Raw genomic sequence first — 15,448 nt, forward strand, 5'->3', positions numbered from 1 at the left:
TCCATCCTGGAAGGAAGCTTGTATGCCATGCATACTTGCTTCTCTTCTGGGGAAACCAACTCATATGGAGAGGTGTCCGAGTTGGCCGAAGGAGCACGATTGGAAATCGTGTAGGCGTCACAAGCGTCTCGAGGGTTCGAATCCCTCTCTCTCCGCCAGCAAGGACTTTGTTTGTGGCCCGTTGGTCAAGGGGTTAAGACACCTCCCTTTCACGGAGGTAACAGGGGTTCGAATCCCCTACGGGTCATTCTTCATCATCCCGGATATGGAGGCTTAGCTCAGCTGGGAGAGCATCTGCCTTACAAGCAGAGGGTCGGGGGTTCGATCCCCTCAGCCTCCACCATATAATATCTTATTACTGACGCGGGGTGGAGCAGCCCGGTAGCTCGTCGGGCTCATAACCCGAAGGCCGCAGGTTCAAATCCTGCCCCCGCAATTATCCTCAATTGAGGATGCAATGATTCTAGTGTGGAGCCGTGGTGTAGAGGCCTAACATGCCTGCCTGTCACGCAGGAGACCGCGGGTTCGAATCCCGTCGGCTCCGCCATTTATCTTCATCGTTCTCATTTGTACGAGCCATTAGCTCAGTTGGTAGAGCACCTGACTTTTAATCAGGGTGTCGAAGGTTCGAGTCCTTCATGGCTCACCAGTTTCATATTGTTTATGCGGACGTGGCTCAGCGGTAGAGCATCGCCTTGCCAAGGCGAGGGTCGCGGGTTCGATTCCCGTCGTCCGCTCCATCTTCATACGCGCCCTTAGCTCAGCTGGATAGAGCGTTTGACTACGAATCAAAAGGTCAGGAGTTCGAATCTCTTAGGGCGCGTTCCTTTGCCGGTGTGGCGGAATTGGCAGACGCGCGCGACTCAAAATCGTGAGGGAAACCGTGGGGGTTCGAGTCCCTTCACCGGCATCAAATAAGACAGGTTCATCGTTTGGCTTTCTGGCTAGCGATCGGGCCTGTTTTTTGTTTCCATGCACAAACCTCGCCGATGACCGTAGTTGCTGCTTGGGGTTGCGAGTTATAATGCGAAGAAAAACAGTGCGGAGCACGCCGGAGGGGAGCAATGTAGCGATGACGTTAACTGCCAGGGAACATAGCGATTGGATGGCAATCGCCATTCATGAAGCCGTTGAGAACGTCCACCATGTGCATGGAGGCCCGTTTGGAGCGATTGTCGTCAAGGACGGGGAAATCATCGGGATCGGACGCAACCACGTCACTGCCTTAAACGATCCGACGGCGCATGCCGAGGTACAGGCGATTCGGGAGGCGTGCCGCTATCTTAACGATTTTCAGCTGAGGGGCTGCACCCTATATACCAGCTGCGAGCCTTGTCCGATGTGCATCGGGGCGATTTACTGGGCGCGCCCGGATGCGGTGTATTTTGCCTGTACGAAAGAGGAAGCTGCGAATATTGGATTTGATGATCAGTTTATTTATGAAGAAATCGCCCTTCCCATGACTCAGCGAACCATTCCGATGAAGCAGATGCGAACGGCTCAAAGCCTGCTTCCGTTTCAGGCCTGGAGAACCTCAACCGATAAAATCGAATATTAAATATTGACTTCTGCGTTCAAGTCGCTATAATAGAAAAAGTGGCCCGATTTTTTTAGATCGGTAAACCATCGATTTCGGGACGTAGCTCAGCTTGGTAGAGCACCTGGTTTGGGACCAGGGGGTCGCATGTTCGAATCGTGTCGTCCCGATCCATGGAAACAGTCATCCTTTAAGGGTGGCTGTTTTGTTTTTTTTCGGGGTGGCTCTGCCATTTTCCATAATTGAATAAAGGGTCTCGCTATCGGCCACAATAGAGACAAAAGTCCGATAGAAGGGGATAACCGTGAATATCTTCCAAATCAAAAAACATCTTAAGAAACGATGGAGAAGATGGAGACGCGCCATATGGACCGCCAGCGCCTTTTGCTTGATTGCGGTTATGGCCTGGATGGGGCTCCCATTATCTGATCAAATGGAAAAGCTGATGGCACGCGAGCCGATGGCGATCGAAACTTTGGGGAAGTGGCGGGAAGCTGCACCTGATGCCGATCATGCGTGGTTGTTAGAGCTGGATGAGGATAAATCGCGAATCGTTCATTTGACGAAAATATATACCTGTGGCGAAGAAAGCAGCGTCCTTGGCATTATGACACCGGTGGAAATCACAGCCCTCATGAAAGATCACCCAGCGTGGGAAGGAAGGCTGGGCGCTGGGGGCGATGTTTGGATTGAGGAAAAAATCGACGGCCTTTCCGACACCTGCAAAACTCGAGGGTACATCGGTTTGGACAAGGACGGCAATTTGACATTGTTTGACGGTCCGCCGAAGAAGGAAAAGGTAATCCGTACTTTTTTTCAGATGGACGTGGAGATGATGGAGAGCGCGCTTCCGGCCGAAGTGATTCAACAACTCCAGCAGGGGATTCGCATTCAGGATGTGGAAGAGTATAATAGCGTGCTGTCGACCTTTAGCGATTTTGCGATCGAGCCGTCGGAGAGGGTCATGCAGCAGGATGAAGAATAATTATTGATGAAAAGACGTTACCCGGTAACGTCTTTTTTGTTTTTCCCGGAGGGTTATCTGGCGCTACAAAGTTTTTCCTCAATCTTTAGTGATCTTTTGCTATAATAAAGTGAATACATATGTTCGCTTTACGCTGGAAGGACTCCGTCTTAGGATCACGAGGAGTTTAAGCAACGATAGGGAGAGATCAGTCTTGCGTATACTTGGAATTGACCCCGGCATTGCGATAGTCGGGTTCGGATTTATTGATAAACAGGGCAGCAAGGTGACGCCGGTGCAGTATGGGTGCATCCAAACCGAAGCGCATACCCCTGACGAAGAGCGGCTTTTGCATGTTTATGAGGCCATGGTTCAGTTGATCGACAAATATAAACCGGAAGCGGTGGCGTTTGAGAAGTTGTTTTTTAACCGAAACGTCACCACGGCCATGTCGGTCAGCCAAGCGAGGGGCGTGTTGGTGCTCGCAGCGGTACAAAAAGGGCTGCCGATAGCGGAATATACCCCGATGCAAGTCAAGCAGGCGATTGTCGGTTATGGGAAGGCTGAAAAACGCCAGGTGCAGGAAATGACGCGTATGTTCCTGAAACTGCAGGCCATTCCGAAGCCGGACGATGTGGCAGACGCATTAGCGGTAGCTGTTTGCCACGCGCATTCTTATACATTAAATTCTAAAATAAACGAGGTATTGCGTTCATGATTGATTTTTTGCGGGGCCAGATTGCCCATTTGGAAACAGAGTACGTCGTCTTGGATGTGCAGGGAGTAGGGTATCGGGTGTTTTGTCCGAATCCGTACGCTCTGGCAACAAAAGGGCAAGAAACGGTGACGGTATACACCCATCACCATGTGCGTGAAGACGCCATTTTGCTGTTTGGTTTCCCGACCCGTGAGGAGCAGAAGCTTTTCCGTAAGTTAATCGAGGTATCCGGCATCGGTCCGCGCGTGGCGCTCGGGATCCTAAGCGGCGGCAGCCCGGACCATGTTGTGGCGGCGATTCATCAGGAGAATCTCGCATTTCTGACCAAGCTGCCGGGGATTGGGAAGAAGACGGCGCAGCGAATGATATTAGATCTGAAGGACAAACTGGAGGGCGTCGGCGGAACATTGTTTGATCCTGTGCCTGCTGCAGGCGGCGAAACGGGGCTGGATGGCGGCAACCCGGGGTGGCCAGAGGCTCGCGAGGGTCTGAAAGCACTGGGATATACGGAGGCTGAGCTGGACAAGGTATGGCATCGTTTGAAGGACGATGTCGGGCCGGACGAGGCGGTGGATTCCGTCATGAAGAAGGCGCTCAAGCTGCTGTACGCCGGTTAAGGATAAGACAGGAAGGGGAGCTTAGCGCATGATGGAGGACCGGATCATCTCCGCAAATTTGATGATGGAAGACCAGGCGGTGGAATTAAGCCTGCGGCCGCGTTATTTAGCGGAATATATCGGACAAAACCAGATTAAGGAAAATTTGAAAATCTATATTGAAGCGGCGAAAATGCGTAAGGAAGCGTTGGACCATGTGTTGTTGTACGGGCCGCCGGGACTTGGCAAAACGACGTTGGCCAACATCATCGCCAACGAGCTTGGCGTGAATTTGCGCACGACCTCGGGACCGGCGATTGAGCGCCCCGGGGATTTGGCCGCATTGCTGACCAATCTGCAAGAAGGCGATGTCTTGTTTATCGACGAGATTCACCGTCTGCATCGCACCGTAGAGGAGGTGTTGTATCCAGCCATGGAGGATTTCGCGCTGGATATTATGATCGGTAAGGGGCCAAGCGCCCGGTCGGTCCGGCTAGACCTGCCGCCGTTCACGCTGGTTGGCGCCACGACACGGGCAGGGCTCCTGTCGGCGCCGCTGCGCGACCGTTTCGGGGTTGTCAGCCGCCTCGAATTCTATAATATTGATGAGCTCAGCTATATCGTGTCGCGGGGGGCGGATATTTTCGGGATCGAAATGGTCGGAGATGCGGCGACGGAAATTGCGCTTCGTTCGCGCGGGACGCCGCGGATCGCCAATCGCTTGTTGAAGCGGGTTCGCGACTATGCACAGGTGAGAGGCGATGGCATGATTACCACGGAAATCGCCAAAGAAGCGTTACAGCTGCTGCAGGTTGACCCTATGGGGCTGGACTTAATCGACCATAAAATGCTGCGAGCAATGATTATGAGCTTTCGTGGTGGCCCTGTCGGGCTGGATACCATCGCCGCAACCATCGGTGAGGAGAGCCAGACGATCGAAGACGTGTATGAGCCGTATTTGCTGCAAATCGGTTTTCTGCAGCGGACCCCACGAGGGCGGATGGTGACGCAGGCGGCGTATCAACATCTGGGTTTGCCAATGCCGGAAACGCCTTAACTTCTAGTTAACTTTACTTGGCCCAACAACGGCATCATGAAGGAGGAGAAGCGGGTTTGAAAAGTATCAATCGGACATTTTCGTTAGGTCGATGGGGAAAAGGCATTCTAGCCGGATTTCTGCTAGCTGGGGTCATGCACCTTCCGGCGGCGGCCGACCAATCGGATACAACGCACGTGCGCGTGGCCATGTACATGGACCTGGGCAGCACTTATAAATCAACGACGCCGGCAGTTACGCTGAGAACAACGGCAGCTGCAGAGGCCAGGTTTGCTTTCAATTCAGTGGTAGAACCTTGGCTCCAATTGAGAGCGGGAGGAACAACAAGGTTTAGCGTCAACGGATATAAGGTCAAAGCACTGGAAGCCGCGGATTGGACTACGGTTGCGGCTGTAGTTAAGAAGCTCCAAGGTACGTCTGATAAGCCGGTAGCCTACGCGGTAGATCAAGCTGGGGGCACAGTATACCGCGTGTATACAGGCCCCTATGTCAGCGCTGCGGAAGCGCAAAAAGCGGCGGACCGGGTCAGCCAAACGTTGTCTGCTTCCCTGAAAGGCGGTAAGGCTGAGGCGCGGGGGCCATTGTTCGTATCCGCCGGTTCGTTTGCAAGTTTGGCGGAAGCGGCGATTCTAAGCCAAACGATTAATGTACAGCATGCAGAGGCGGTTGCCGTAATGACCGGACCGCAGCAATATGCGGTATGGGTTGGTGGTGCGTTAAGTGCATCGGAGCAGGCTGCGCTGCAAACCGAGTTATCCGGATTGCATCCGGGGATCTCCTGGGCACCGGTGAATGAGAATGTACCGGCATTACTTCTGCACCGCGACGTAACGCTGAATTTAGAGGCTCCTGCAGGCATTGACCATTACGAGCTCAGCGGTGAAGGGGCTAAACTTACGATTCAAGATGACGGCAATTCCCCAATCCAGGTCGTGGAGCGTAATGCGCGCAGTTACCGTGGAGATTTTGAGATTAGTAAAGTGAACGGTCAACTGGCTCTTGTCAACGAGCTGCCTTTAGAACAATATCTGTATTCTGTCGTCGCCGGTGAAGTCCCGTCGTCATGGCCTCAAGAGGCACTGAAAGCACAGGCGGTCGCGGCGCGCAGCTATGCCTTATACAATTCAGGATTAAACAAATTTAAAGTAGCCGGGCTTGTGGACACAACCTTAAGCCAAGTTTATAACGGTACGGAGAAGGAAGTATCCAGTATTGTCCAAGCAGTGGACGCCACGGCCGGTGAGGTACTGGTTGCGGCGAACGGACAAATCGTGGAAGGCATTTTCGCGTCCAACAGCGGCGGGGTAACGGCGGATTCGAGCGAGGTATGGGGGAATGTGAATCCGATCTATTCCAGCGTGCCCAGCGATGGAGACGAATCCGCGCAAGCCTCGTTGAAATCTTGGTATCAGGTGCTGCTGTCGAACGGGATCACAGGATATGTTCGTGAAGACAACACCGTGTTAAATGGAACGACACCGGCAGGCTTGCAGAAGCTGACGGTAACGACCAGCAACGTGCTGGTTCGGAAACTGCCGCTTATTCAATCCGATGTGGAGCCCCTTGAGAAGCTGAATCCGGGCGACCCAGCCATTGTATTGGACAAGGTGCCCGAATCCAGCTCCTATGTGTGGATTCGCGGTCCTTACAGCTCGGAGGAGCTGGTAAAGACCCTGAAGGGCAAAACGTCAACGGAAGCCCCCTCCCCGATTTTGAATTTGGAGATCACCCAGCGGGGGCCATCCGGACGTGTGACGCAGGTCAAAGCCAATGGGCAGCCGCTTGACGTTAAATATCCGGATATGTACCGCTCCGCTCTCAACGGCTTGCCTAGCACCTTGTTTGATATCGTCCAAACCGGGCGTTATACTGTACAAGGTGCAGGAGGAGCGATGGGAACGGGAACGGACACGTCAGCAACGACGATTCAGTCGGCCTCAGGCAAGACGACGGCCGGCGGCAAACTGGTTGTGATGAGCGGCGACAACACCGCTCGCGTGGTTGAACCAACGAACCAGTTCGTCTTCGTTGGGCGCGGAAACGGCCATGGTCTGGGGCTTTCCCAGTGGGGGGCTAAAGGATTGGCCGACTCCGGGTATGATTACCGGCAAATCTTGCAACACTACTACCAAAATGTGACTATCGTTAAGGAATGAATAGACCGATGAATGTGGATCTTTATGATTTCGAGCTCCCAGAGGAGCTGATTGCTCAAACGCCGCTGGCCGAGCGAAGTGCTTCACGTCTGCTGACGTTGAATAAGCAAACCGGGGAAATCCAGCATCATACGTTTTCTGATATATTGGATTATTTGCAGCCCGGCGATACGCTAGTACTGAACGATACACGAGTGATTCCGGCTCGGTTGTTTGGAGTGAAAGAGGATACCGGGGCCAAAGCCGAAGTGCTGCTTCTCAAAAATCTGGGTGATGATCGTTGGGAAGCCTTGGTCAAACCCGGCAAGAAGCTGAAGTCTGGCGTGGTCATCGTGTTTAGTGAGGAGCTGCGGGCCACCGTCGAGTCCGAGGGCGAAATGGGCGGACGTATTCTCCGGTTCGTTTATGAAGGGATTTTTAATGAGATCCTGGATCGGCTGGGGCAAATGCCGTTGCCTCCTTACATCAAGGAAAAATTGGATGACCGTGAACGTTATCAGACGGTGTATTCCAAACACGAAGGATCGGCTGCCGCGCCAACCGCTGGCTTGCATTTCACGGAGGATTTACTGGAGCAGGTGCGGGCCAAAGGGGTGACCCTTGCTTTTGTTACGCTGCACGTCGGGCTTGGCACGTTCCGACCGATGTCGGTGGATCGGGTCGAAGATCATGTCATGCATGAAGAATATTTTGTCCTCCCTCAGGAAACCGCCGACGCGTTGAACGAAACCAAAGCCAGAGGCGGGAGAGTCATAGCCGTCGGGACCACTTCCGCAAGAACGCTGGAGACGGTAGCCAAGCAATGTGGAGACGGACCCATTGTCAAAAGCAGCGGCTGGACGGGCATCTTTATTTATCCCGGCTATCGGTTTGGATTGGTGGATGCGCTTCTCACGAACTTCCATCTTCCGAAATCGACGCTGGTGATGCTGGTCAGCGCACTCGCGGGCCGGGAGCGGATCCTGAGCGCTTATCAGGAAGCGATCGACTTGAAGTACCGGTTCTTTAGCTTCGGCGACGCCATGTTTATTTATCAAGAGTAGAGGACGGTTGATCAGATTGGCAGCAGCAATAACGTATGAACATATTAAGACCTGCAAGCAATCCGGAGCCCGGCTGGGGCGTGTACATACGCCGCACGGGTCGTTCGACACGCCGGTATTTATGCCTGTCGGTACGCAGGCTACCGTCAAAACGATGAGCCCGGAAGAATTAAAGGAGATGGATGCACGGATCATTTTGAGCAATACGTACCATCTCTTTTTGCGGCCAGGACACGAAATCATTCGCCAAGCCGGCGGACTGCACAAATTTATGAACTGGGACCGTGCGATTTTGACCGATAGCGGCGGGTTTCAGGTGTTCTCGCTCAGCGAGATGCGCAAAATCACGGAGGAAGGCGTGCATTTCCGCTCTCATCTGAACGGCGATAAACTGTTCCTCTCCCCGGAAGTGGCGATGGAAATCCAGAATGCGCTGGGCTCGGACATCATGATGGCGTTTGACGAATGTCCGCCGTATCCCGCGGATTACGACTATGTGAAGAACTCGCTGGAGCGAACGACGCGATGGGCGGAACGCTGCTTGCAAAGCCATGCCCGTCCCCAGGATCAAGGCTTGTTTGCCATCGTTCAAGGCGGCATGTATGAGGACCTGCGCAAACAAAGCGCCCGCGATTTGACTTCGCTGGATTTCCCGGGGTATGCTATTGGTGGACTGAGTGTAGGCGAGCCTAAACCGCTGATGTACGAAGTGCTGGAATATACCGTGCCCCTGCTGCCGGCAGACAAGCCGCGCTATTTAATGGGGGTCGGTTCACCGGATGCGCTGATCGAAGGGGCGATTCGCGGCGTCGACATGTTCGACTGCGTGCTGCCGACCCGGATTGCGCGCAACGGCACGACGATGACCAGCCAAGGCCGCCTTGTTGTACGCAACGCTCAGTATGCCAACGATTTCGGACCGCTGGATCCCGAGTGCGACTGCTATACCTGCCGGAATTACTCCAGGGCGTATCTCCGCCACCTGATCAAAGCCGACGAGACGTTTGGGCTGCGATTAACTACATACCATAATCTGCATTTCCTCATTAATCTGATGGGCAAAGTCCGTCAGGCGATTATGGACGATCGGTTGTTGAGTTTTCGGGATGAATTTTTTGAGCAGTACGGTCTGTTTGGCAATGACAAAGGATTTTAAGAAATACCGTTAGTTCGATTTTGGAAAGGGGGATAAGACATGTTCTTTCAGTATGCCGCACAACAGCCGGCAGGTGGCAGTTCGCTGATCACCATGATCATTCCGTTTGTTATCATGATCGCCGTTTTTTACTTCCTACTGATTCGCCCGCAGAAGAAAAAGCAATCGCAGCGCACTACGATGCTGAATGCTCTTAAGAAAGGCGACAAGATCGTGACCATCGGCGGATTGCACGGAACGATTATGGAGCTGACCGACGATACGGTGGTGCTTCGCGTCAATGATGTAACCAAGCTGACGTTTGACCGCAGCGCGATCAGCCACGCGATTAAAGAGTCGGAAGGTTAATTCCGGTAAAGACAAACAAAGCAAGAGCCTGTCGAGAACAGGCTCTTTTTCTTATAACCCGGTTTATTTCCGTCCTAGATTCACCCCGATCATGCCGCCGATGGCTCCAATGACAAACCCCGGCAGGAGTAAAGCCCATTCCTGGTACCCCAGCGATGTATCCATAGCCAGAAAGCTGATCAGCAGCAAGAGCAGCACATATAGTGCTCCGGTCAGAGCCCCTTGATACCATCCTTTATGTTTCGCACGTTTGCCGGATACGATCCCTCCGAATAAAACAGCAGCCGCGTGTACGAGATAAGTGTACAACGTCATTTCAAACTCTTCTAGCATATCCCCTTGCAGCAGTAAAGATAAAATCAATGCGCCAATCATCATCCATAAAAATCCATACCATAACCCGGCAACGGTGGGTTGGGACAAACGAATCCCGGATAATCGTCGGAACAAATGCATCGTGCTCGGCCTCCTGTCCTCAATGTCTTCGACAGACGTATTACCACATTTTATGGTCAAGCTTACCCAGTTAGACCAGACTTGGCGAAATTGGGTGAGGAAGATTATTGTAAGCTTCCCGCATTTTAACCTGTGATATCTCGCATGGATTGGGGAAGCCGCGGCTAGAATAGCTATACCATGTCTTGTGCGAACTTCTAGATCGAGGAGGGATTACCCGTGGTTGAGCATATGGCAAACCATATCTTCCGAACCGTCCTGATGTATTTCTTGGTGTTTGGAGTCATGCGTATTATGGGAAAAAGAGAAATCGGCGAACTGTCCATCTTCGACCTGGTGATCTCAGTCATGATCGCGGAAATCGCCGTCTTTGCCCTGGAAGATACCGATCGGCCGATCTATGACGGAATTGTCCCCATGCTGACCCTGTTGCTAATTCAAATCGCGATCGCGATGTTGTCTCTTCGATTTCGCAAGATGCGGTTGTGGTTTGACGGCAAACCCAGCGTCATCATTCGAAATGGGCAAATTAATCGCAAAGAAATGAGGCGTCAGCGTTACAATTTGGACGATCTACTGATGCAGCTGCGTTCGCAAAAGGTCGACAGCGTAGCCGACGTCGAATTTGCCGTATTGGAAACGAGCGGACAGCTAAGTGTAATTCCCAAGGATAAATCCGAGGGAGGAAACAGCGGGGCGAAACCCAACAAGCAAGCAGCCAGCCTCTCCGCCAAAATCAAATATGAAGCTCTCCCACTGCCGCTCATTATGGACGGCAAGGTGGACGACGCGAACCTGCGTCAAATCGGAAAAACCCGCTTCTGGCTGAAGAACCAAATCCAATCAAAGGGATTAACAGATTTTAAACAGGTGTTCTTTTGCAGCATCGATCATAAAGGAAAGCTATATATCAATGCTATTGATGAGAAATAATCTAGGTGTGTTACTGTCGAAACCATTTGCCGAATACGGGGAGACGCTTGAGGTCCTGCAGATCAAACAATCCCATGATTCCGGCGAGAGCCAAATACAGCAACCCGGACAGCAGCGCCGCCATTAAGAATTGCCAGCCCATTTGTGAGCTAAGGACGAGGTTCTTATATAAATAGTCAGCGGCAGCAGCCATAATGACCATAGCAGCGCCAACTTTGAGCATATCGAAGTAGGGTAACCGGTAGCGAAGGGTCTTGGACACGCTGTACCCATGCATGACCGTGACGATAATGAAATTGACGATAATCGCGATAATCGCCCCGTAGATCCCCAGCGCCGGGTTGGAAGCCAGATAGAAAATTAACGAGATTTTGATGATAGCCCCAACCAACGTATTAATGAGCGCGCGCCCCGGTTTGTCCAATGCCTGCAACGTAGCCTGCAGCGGGGTTTGGATATACAACAGAAGGGCGAATGGCGCCATAATTTTGAGCATACCGCTGATGGAGTCGTCGTTATAAACAAGACGGCAAATCGGTTCGGCCAGAACGAACATGATCGCGGCAAACGGAGCGCCGGTAACGAGCGCAAGCCGCATGGATTGATGCAGGCGCAAATGGATCGTTTTGATATCTCCTCGTGCTTGCGCTTCAGCTAGGGAGGGCACTAACGACACTGCGAGCGACGACGTCAGCGCGCCGGGTAGCAGCAGCAGTGGAATGATCATGCCCTGCAGCGCCCCGTACTGGGAGGTGGCCATAGCAACCCCTACACCAGCGATCGCCAGACTTCGTGCGGTTGTTATCGATTCCAGCAGGTATGAGAGAGAACCGACCAGACGGCTTCCCGTGACCGGAATGGCGATGCGCAGAATCCGGCGTAACGTGGCTCCGAACGGATGAACAGTGGGGGCGGAGAAGTCGTCGGAGCTGGTAGCCTCGTCGGTTGGAAGAATCGCTTTGGCACTTGGTTTCGTGCTTCCCAGCTGCTCTCGCCGCCGTAACCGGCGATATTGCCACAGCAGGACGCCCATGCCGACCACTTCGCCGGCGACAACGCCAAGCATGGCTCCTGCAGCCGCATAGGCGATCCCCATCGGGAGCAGCAGATAAGAGAACCAGAGAACGCCGATAATTCGCGCGACCGTTTCCATGATCGAAGAGACCGCCGAGGGGATCATATCCTGTTTCCCCTGGAAGTATCCGCGGTAGACCGAAGATACCGATACGATGATGATCATCGGACTCATGGCGATAAACGTATGATAAACGCGTGGATCGGTGAGGACGTACCGGGTCACCCATGGCGCGCCAAACAGGCAGAGAAAAGTAAACAGAAATCCGGCTGCAGTGGTAAACACCAAGCTTGTCCGCAAAATCGACACCGAACGCTCCGGTTTGCCCGAAGATTCCGCTTCTGCCACCAGCTTCGCCACGGCGAGCGGAATACCGCCGGTAATAATCGTAACCAGTACGAGAAAAAACGGATATCCGAGTTGGTACAGCCCAACGCCCTCGGCCCCGATCACACGGGGTAGCATGATACGTGGAATGAAGCCCAGGAGGCGGTTCACGATCCCGGCCACTAACAGGATCATCGTACCCTGGATAAAGGTTTGTTTATTCAATCGTAACTCCACTCCCCCGGCAGCATTCGATGGATCTATGAAGCTCGATACCGATAAGCCGCCTAATAAACTCGTAAGCGAGGTCGTATAACCTCTCTCTTCATGGATATGACGGACCTGTCCCGGTTCATGACTTGTCTTTTTTGCAAGTTTTGAAAATGGAAGAACTCTTCTAAGCAGGATTCGGAGATTTAGGGTAGAATGTAATAAGACGGGTTTTCGAAGGAGGCTTGGAGCGTGGCTGAAGATCAAATGACGGACCAACAACTGAACGAGGCGATCGAAGGCTTGTGCCGCAGCAAGGCCGAGGAGTTCCAGCTTATCGGGTACGAGCATATCTCTGGACCTGACATTTGGGAGTGTATCAGCCATAAATACGAGAAGGGTGGAATCCCCCCTTTGTACCAACTGGTTAACGATATTCTTTCTCTGAAAGTAACCCAGTTTATGAACTATATGACGATGTCCGCCTATCGGGGATCCCGTTTAGATTGAATGGGGTCTTTTTTTCGTGCCGGTCGTTAATCAAATTGACAATATTAGATAAATTGACTGGTTTTTCGGCCATCGCTATAATAGGAATATTGAGAAATTGAAAGGGGAAAGAAGTACGGGATGAAAAGAATTATCGCATTCATAACCGTCGTGGTTGTCTCGTTTGGCATCATGGCATGGACAACCCCCGACCTGCTAAAGGACGTACGTCTCGGCCTTGATCTGAAAGGCGGCTTTGAGATTCTATATGAAGCCAGTCCGCTTGAAGGCGGAGGTCAGGTCACGAAGGAGTCCTTGATCCAAACGGCCAAGAGCCTAGAGGACCGTGCCAACAAGCTTGGGACGAGCGAGCCGGAAGTTACGACGGAAGGCACAAACCGGATCCGCTTGAAAGTGGCCGGCGTGACCGACGAAGAAACGGTTCGCAAGACGATGAAGGAGCCTGCCTCGCTGACGTTCCGCAGTAAGGACGGCACAGAGAAAAATGCCGACGAATACAACAAGATTGAAATGATCGGTACGGACTTCGCGGCGAACGGAGCTAAACTGGAATTCACTCAAATGAATGAACCGGTTGTCAGCATTAAAGTAAAAAGCAAAGAGAAATTTGCCGAAGTAACCAAACGCTTGTTGGGTCAACCTCTAGCGATTTATATGAACGAAGAATTGGTTTCCGATCCGGTCGTTCAAGCGGTCTTGACCGAGGGATCTGCGCAAATTAGCGTTGGTGGTGACTTGGATAAAGCGAAGGAATTGCGCGATAAGATTAACCTTGGTGCGCTTCCATTGAATCTGACGGAGAAATATTCACAAAGCGTCGGCGCCACATTAGGTAAACAATCGCTGGACAGAACGATTGAAGCCGGTCTGATCGGCTCACTTTTCATCCTGTTATTCATGATTGGGATGTATCGGATTCCGGGCTTGATTGCTTCCTTTACCCTCATCGTGCATACTTGGCTGCTCATTCTCGTATTCGTTTGGGCAGACTTTACTTTAACCCTTCCGGGGATTGCGGCTTTCATTCTCGGGATCGGGATGGCGGTAGACGCCAACATCATTACGAATGAACGGATTCATGAGGAAATGCGGACCGGGAAGAGCATTATGTCTGCGGTTAAAGCCGGAGACAAGCACTCCCTGCGTACGGTGCTGGATTCGCAGATTACGACGATCATCGTTGCGGCCGTGATGTATGCGTATGGTACGGGGGCCGTCAAAGGTTTTGCTTTGGTGCTCATCGTGGAAATCGTACTTAGTATCGCCACGAATATCTATCTCTCCCGTTTCCTGCTGAACCTGCTGCTTAAAGCCGGAAAGCTGTTGAAACCGAAATATTTCGGTGTGAAGGAGCGTGACATTCGTGAGCTTTAATAAGAACCTGGATTATGTACATCTGAGTAAATACTTCTACACCATTTCGATTGCCTTAACGATTGCAGGCATCATCTGCTTGTCGATCTTCGGATTGAACTATAGCGTTGATTTTAAAGCGGGATCCAATGTGGATATTGCGTTATCCAAGTCGCTGACAGCCGAACAAATCAAACCAATTCTAGAGGATATGGGTATTGACGACGCGGCGACCATCAGTCCCGGACAAGACCGGATGAATATTCGGTTTACGAAAGTGCTAAGTGAAGATAATGATGCTAAGCTAAAAGCTGAAATTTCAAAATTGGACGACAAGGCATCGTTTGAAGTGAATACGGTGGATCCGGAAATGGCTAAGGAATTGGCTCGTAATGCGATTTACGCGGTCTTGATCTCCTGCCTCGGGATCATCATCTACGTCAGCATCCGTTTTGAATGGCGGTTTGCTTTAGCTGCGATTGTAGCGTTGTTACATGACGCCTTTATGGTTATTGCCATATTCTCCATCTTCCGGTTTGAGGTGGACTTGACCTTTATCGTAGCTGTGTTGACGATTATCGGTTACTCCATCAATGATACGATTGTTATCTTCGACCGGATTCGTGAAAATCTGCGTTTCGCCAAGCAGAAGTCTCGCCAGGATCTAATCAAACTGGTAAACGAAAGTGTAGCGCAAACGATCATGCGTTCCTTGTATACTGCATTAACGGTGTTCGTGGCTGCATTCTTCCTCTTCCTGCTGGGCGGGGAGTCGATCCGGATGTTCTCGCTGGCAATGGTTATCGGCCTGTTATTCGGGGCGTATTCTTCGATCTTTATCGCCAGCCCGCTCTGGTTCGTACTGAAGAGCAAGCAAAAGCATAAACCGGCTAAAGCTTCCTAAGCGGCCGTTATGCCTGATTGAACCACCAATACATGAGCTGGATAAGGATAGAGCCGCGTCTTATGACGCGGCTTTCGCAACTTATCCGTTTTTACGTGCAACAGG

The 15,448-nt window shown here is 52.0% G+C and carries 15 protein-coding genes and 10 tRNA genes; 23 read left to right on the top strand and 2 right to left on the bottom strand.

What is annotated here, in order from left to right:
* Window positions 1-66: 66 nt before the first annotated feature.
* The 19 genes from M0651_RS22815 (at window position 67) to yajC (ending at window position 9,575) form a co-directional block, all read left to right on the top strand.
* Window positions 67-158: transfer RNA gene (locus M0651_RS22815), tRNA-Ser, on the top strand.
* A 17-nt stretch (window positions 159-175) separates the two neighbouring features.
* A tRNA-Glu gene (locus tag M0651_RS22820) sits at window positions 176-247 on the top strand.
* 20 nt (window positions 248-267) lie between these two features.
* A tRNA-Val gene (locus tag M0651_RS22825) sits at window positions 268-343 on the top strand.
* Window positions 344-362: 19 nt separating this feature from the next.
* Window positions 363-436, top strand: a tRNA-Met gene (locus M0651_RS22830).
* A gap of 34 nt (window positions 437-470) precedes the next feature.
* Window positions 471-547, top strand: a tRNA-Asp gene (locus M0651_RS22835).
* Window positions 548-573: 26 nt separating this feature from the next.
* Window positions 574-649 (top strand) — tRNA-Lys (locus M0651_RS22840).
* Between the two features lie 16 nt (window positions 650-665).
* Window positions 666-740: transfer RNA gene (locus M0651_RS22845), tRNA-Gly, on the top strand.
* A 9-nt stretch (window positions 741-749) separates the two neighbouring features.
* Window positions 750-823: transfer RNA gene (locus M0651_RS22850), tRNA-Arg, on the top strand.
* A 7-nt stretch (window positions 824-830) separates the two neighbouring features.
* Window positions 831-910: transfer RNA gene (locus tag M0651_RS22855), tRNA-Leu, on the top strand.
* A gap of 114 nt (window positions 911-1,024) precedes the next feature.
* Entirely contained in the window at window positions 1,025-1,558 is a 534-nt protein-coding gene (locus M0651_RS22860) for a nucleoside deaminase (RefSeq protein WP_248553979.1), read from the top strand.
* Between the two features lie 75 nt (window positions 1,559-1,633).
* Window positions 1,634-1,707 (top strand) — tRNA-Pro (locus M0651_RS22865).
* Window positions 1,708-1,841: 134 nt separating this feature from the next.
* Window positions 1,842-2,522 (top strand): BofC C-terminal domain-containing protein, encoded by a 681-nt coding sequence (locus M0651_RS22870; protein ID WP_248553980.1) that lies wholly within the window; start codon window positions 1,842-1,844, stop codon window positions 2,520-2,522.
* A gap of 193 nt (window positions 2,523-2,715) precedes the next feature.
* Complete coding sequence (gene ruvC, locus M0651_RS22875) at window positions 2,716-3,219, top strand: crossover junction endodeoxyribonuclease RuvC (RefSeq protein WP_155608754.1); 504 nt, start codon at window positions 2,716-2,718, stop codon at window positions 3,217-3,219.
* Window positions 3,216-3,836, top strand: coding sequence for a Holliday junction branch migration protein RuvA (ruvA, locus tag M0651_RS22880; RefSeq protein WP_248553981.1), 621 nt, complete (start codon window positions 3,216-3,218; stop codon window positions 3,834-3,836). The genes ruvC and ruvA overlap by 4 nt, the downstream gene beginning before the upstream one ends.
* Before the next feature lie 31 nt (window positions 3,837-3,867).
* The gene (gene ruvB, locus M0651_RS22885; protein ID WP_248554002.1) at window positions 3,868-4,872 is read left to right on the top strand and encodes a Holliday junction branch migration DNA helicase RuvB; all 1,005 of its coding nucleotides are present in this window, start codon (window positions 3,868-3,870) and stop codon (window positions 4,870-4,872) included.
* Between the two features lie 134 nt (window positions 4,873-5,006).
* A complete protein-coding gene (locus M0651_RS22890; protein WP_372491040.1) occupies window positions 5,007-7,028 on the top strand; it encodes a SpoIID/LytB domain-containing protein in 2,022 nt (673 codons plus the stop codon).
* Between the two features lie 8 nt (window positions 7,029-7,036).
* Window positions 7,037-8,071, top strand: a complete 1,035-nt coding sequence (gene queA / locus M0651_RS22895) for a tRNA preQ1(34) S-adenosylmethionine ribosyltransferase-isomerase QueA (RefSeq protein ID WP_248553983.1) — start codon at window positions 7,037-7,039, stop codon at window positions 8,069-8,071.
* Window positions 8,072-8,087: 16 nt separating this feature from the next.
* Complete coding sequence (gene tgt, locus M0651_RS22900) at window positions 8,088-9,227, top strand: tRNA guanosine(34) transglycosylase Tgt (protein ID WP_248553984.1); 1,140 nt, start codon at window positions 8,088-8,090, stop codon at window positions 9,225-9,227.
* A 39-nt stretch (window positions 9,228-9,266) separates the two neighbouring features.
* Window positions 9,267-9,575, top strand: coding sequence for a preprotein translocase subunit YajC (gene yajC / locus M0651_RS22905; protein WP_248553985.1), 309 nt, complete (start codon window positions 9,267-9,269; stop codon window positions 9,573-9,575).
* Between the two features lie 63 nt (window positions 9,576-9,638).
* On the opposite strand, the gene M0651_RS22910 is transcribed toward yajC, so the two are convergent.
* Window positions 9,639-10,031 (bottom strand): TIGR04086 family membrane protein, encoded by a 393-nt coding sequence (locus M0651_RS22910; protein WP_248553986.1) that lies wholly within the window; start codon window positions 10,029-10,031, stop codon window positions 9,639-9,641.
* A 231-nt stretch (window positions 10,032-10,262) separates the two neighbouring features.
* Here M0651_RS22910 and M0651_RS22915 point away from each other — a divergent pair, with 231 nt between their 5' ends.
* On the top strand, window positions 10,263-10,964 hold the full coding sequence (locus M0651_RS22915; RefSeq protein ID WP_282578054.1) for a DUF421 domain-containing protein: 702 nt from the start codon (window positions 10,263-10,265) through the stop codon (window positions 10,962-10,964).
* 10 nt (window positions 10,965-10,974) lie between these two features.
* Here M0651_RS22915 and M0651_RS22920 read toward each other — a convergent pair whose 3' ends face one another.
* A complete protein-coding gene (locus M0651_RS22920; protein WP_248553988.1) occupies window positions 10,975-12,591 on the bottom strand; it encodes a putative polysaccharide biosynthesis protein in 1,617 nt (538 codons plus the stop codon).
* 252 nt (window positions 12,592-12,843) lie between these two features.
* On the opposite strand from M0651_RS22920, the gene M0651_RS22925 reads away from it, so the two are divergent.
* The 3 genes from M0651_RS22925 to secF all read left to right on the top strand — a co-directional run bounded on the left by M0651_RS22925 (window position 12,844) and on the right by secF (window position 15,343).
* Window positions 12,844-13,086 (top strand): post-transcriptional regulator, encoded by a 243-nt coding sequence (locus M0651_RS22925; RefSeq protein ID WP_282578055.1) that lies wholly within the window; start codon window positions 12,844-12,846, stop codon window positions 13,084-13,086.
* Between the two features lie 120 nt (window positions 13,087-13,206).
* Window positions 13,207-14,460, top strand: a complete 1,254-nt coding sequence (gene secD / locus M0651_RS22930; protein WP_248553990.1) for a protein translocase subunit SecD — start codon at window positions 13,207-13,209, stop codon at window positions 14,458-14,460.
* On the top strand, window positions 14,450-15,343 hold the full coding sequence (gene secF, locus M0651_RS22935) for a protein translocase subunit SecF (RefSeq protein WP_248553991.1): 894 nt from the start codon (window positions 14,450-14,452) through the stop codon (window positions 15,341-15,343). The genes secD and secF overlap by 11 nt, the downstream gene beginning before the upstream one ends.
* Window positions 15,344-15,448: the final 105 nt, after the last annotated feature.

The organism is Paenibacillus mellifer, assembly GCF_023195895.1.
In the GTDB taxonomy this organism is placed as follows: domain Bacteria; phylum Bacillota; class Bacilli; order Paenibacillales; family Paenibacillaceae; genus Fontibacillus; species Fontibacillus mellifer.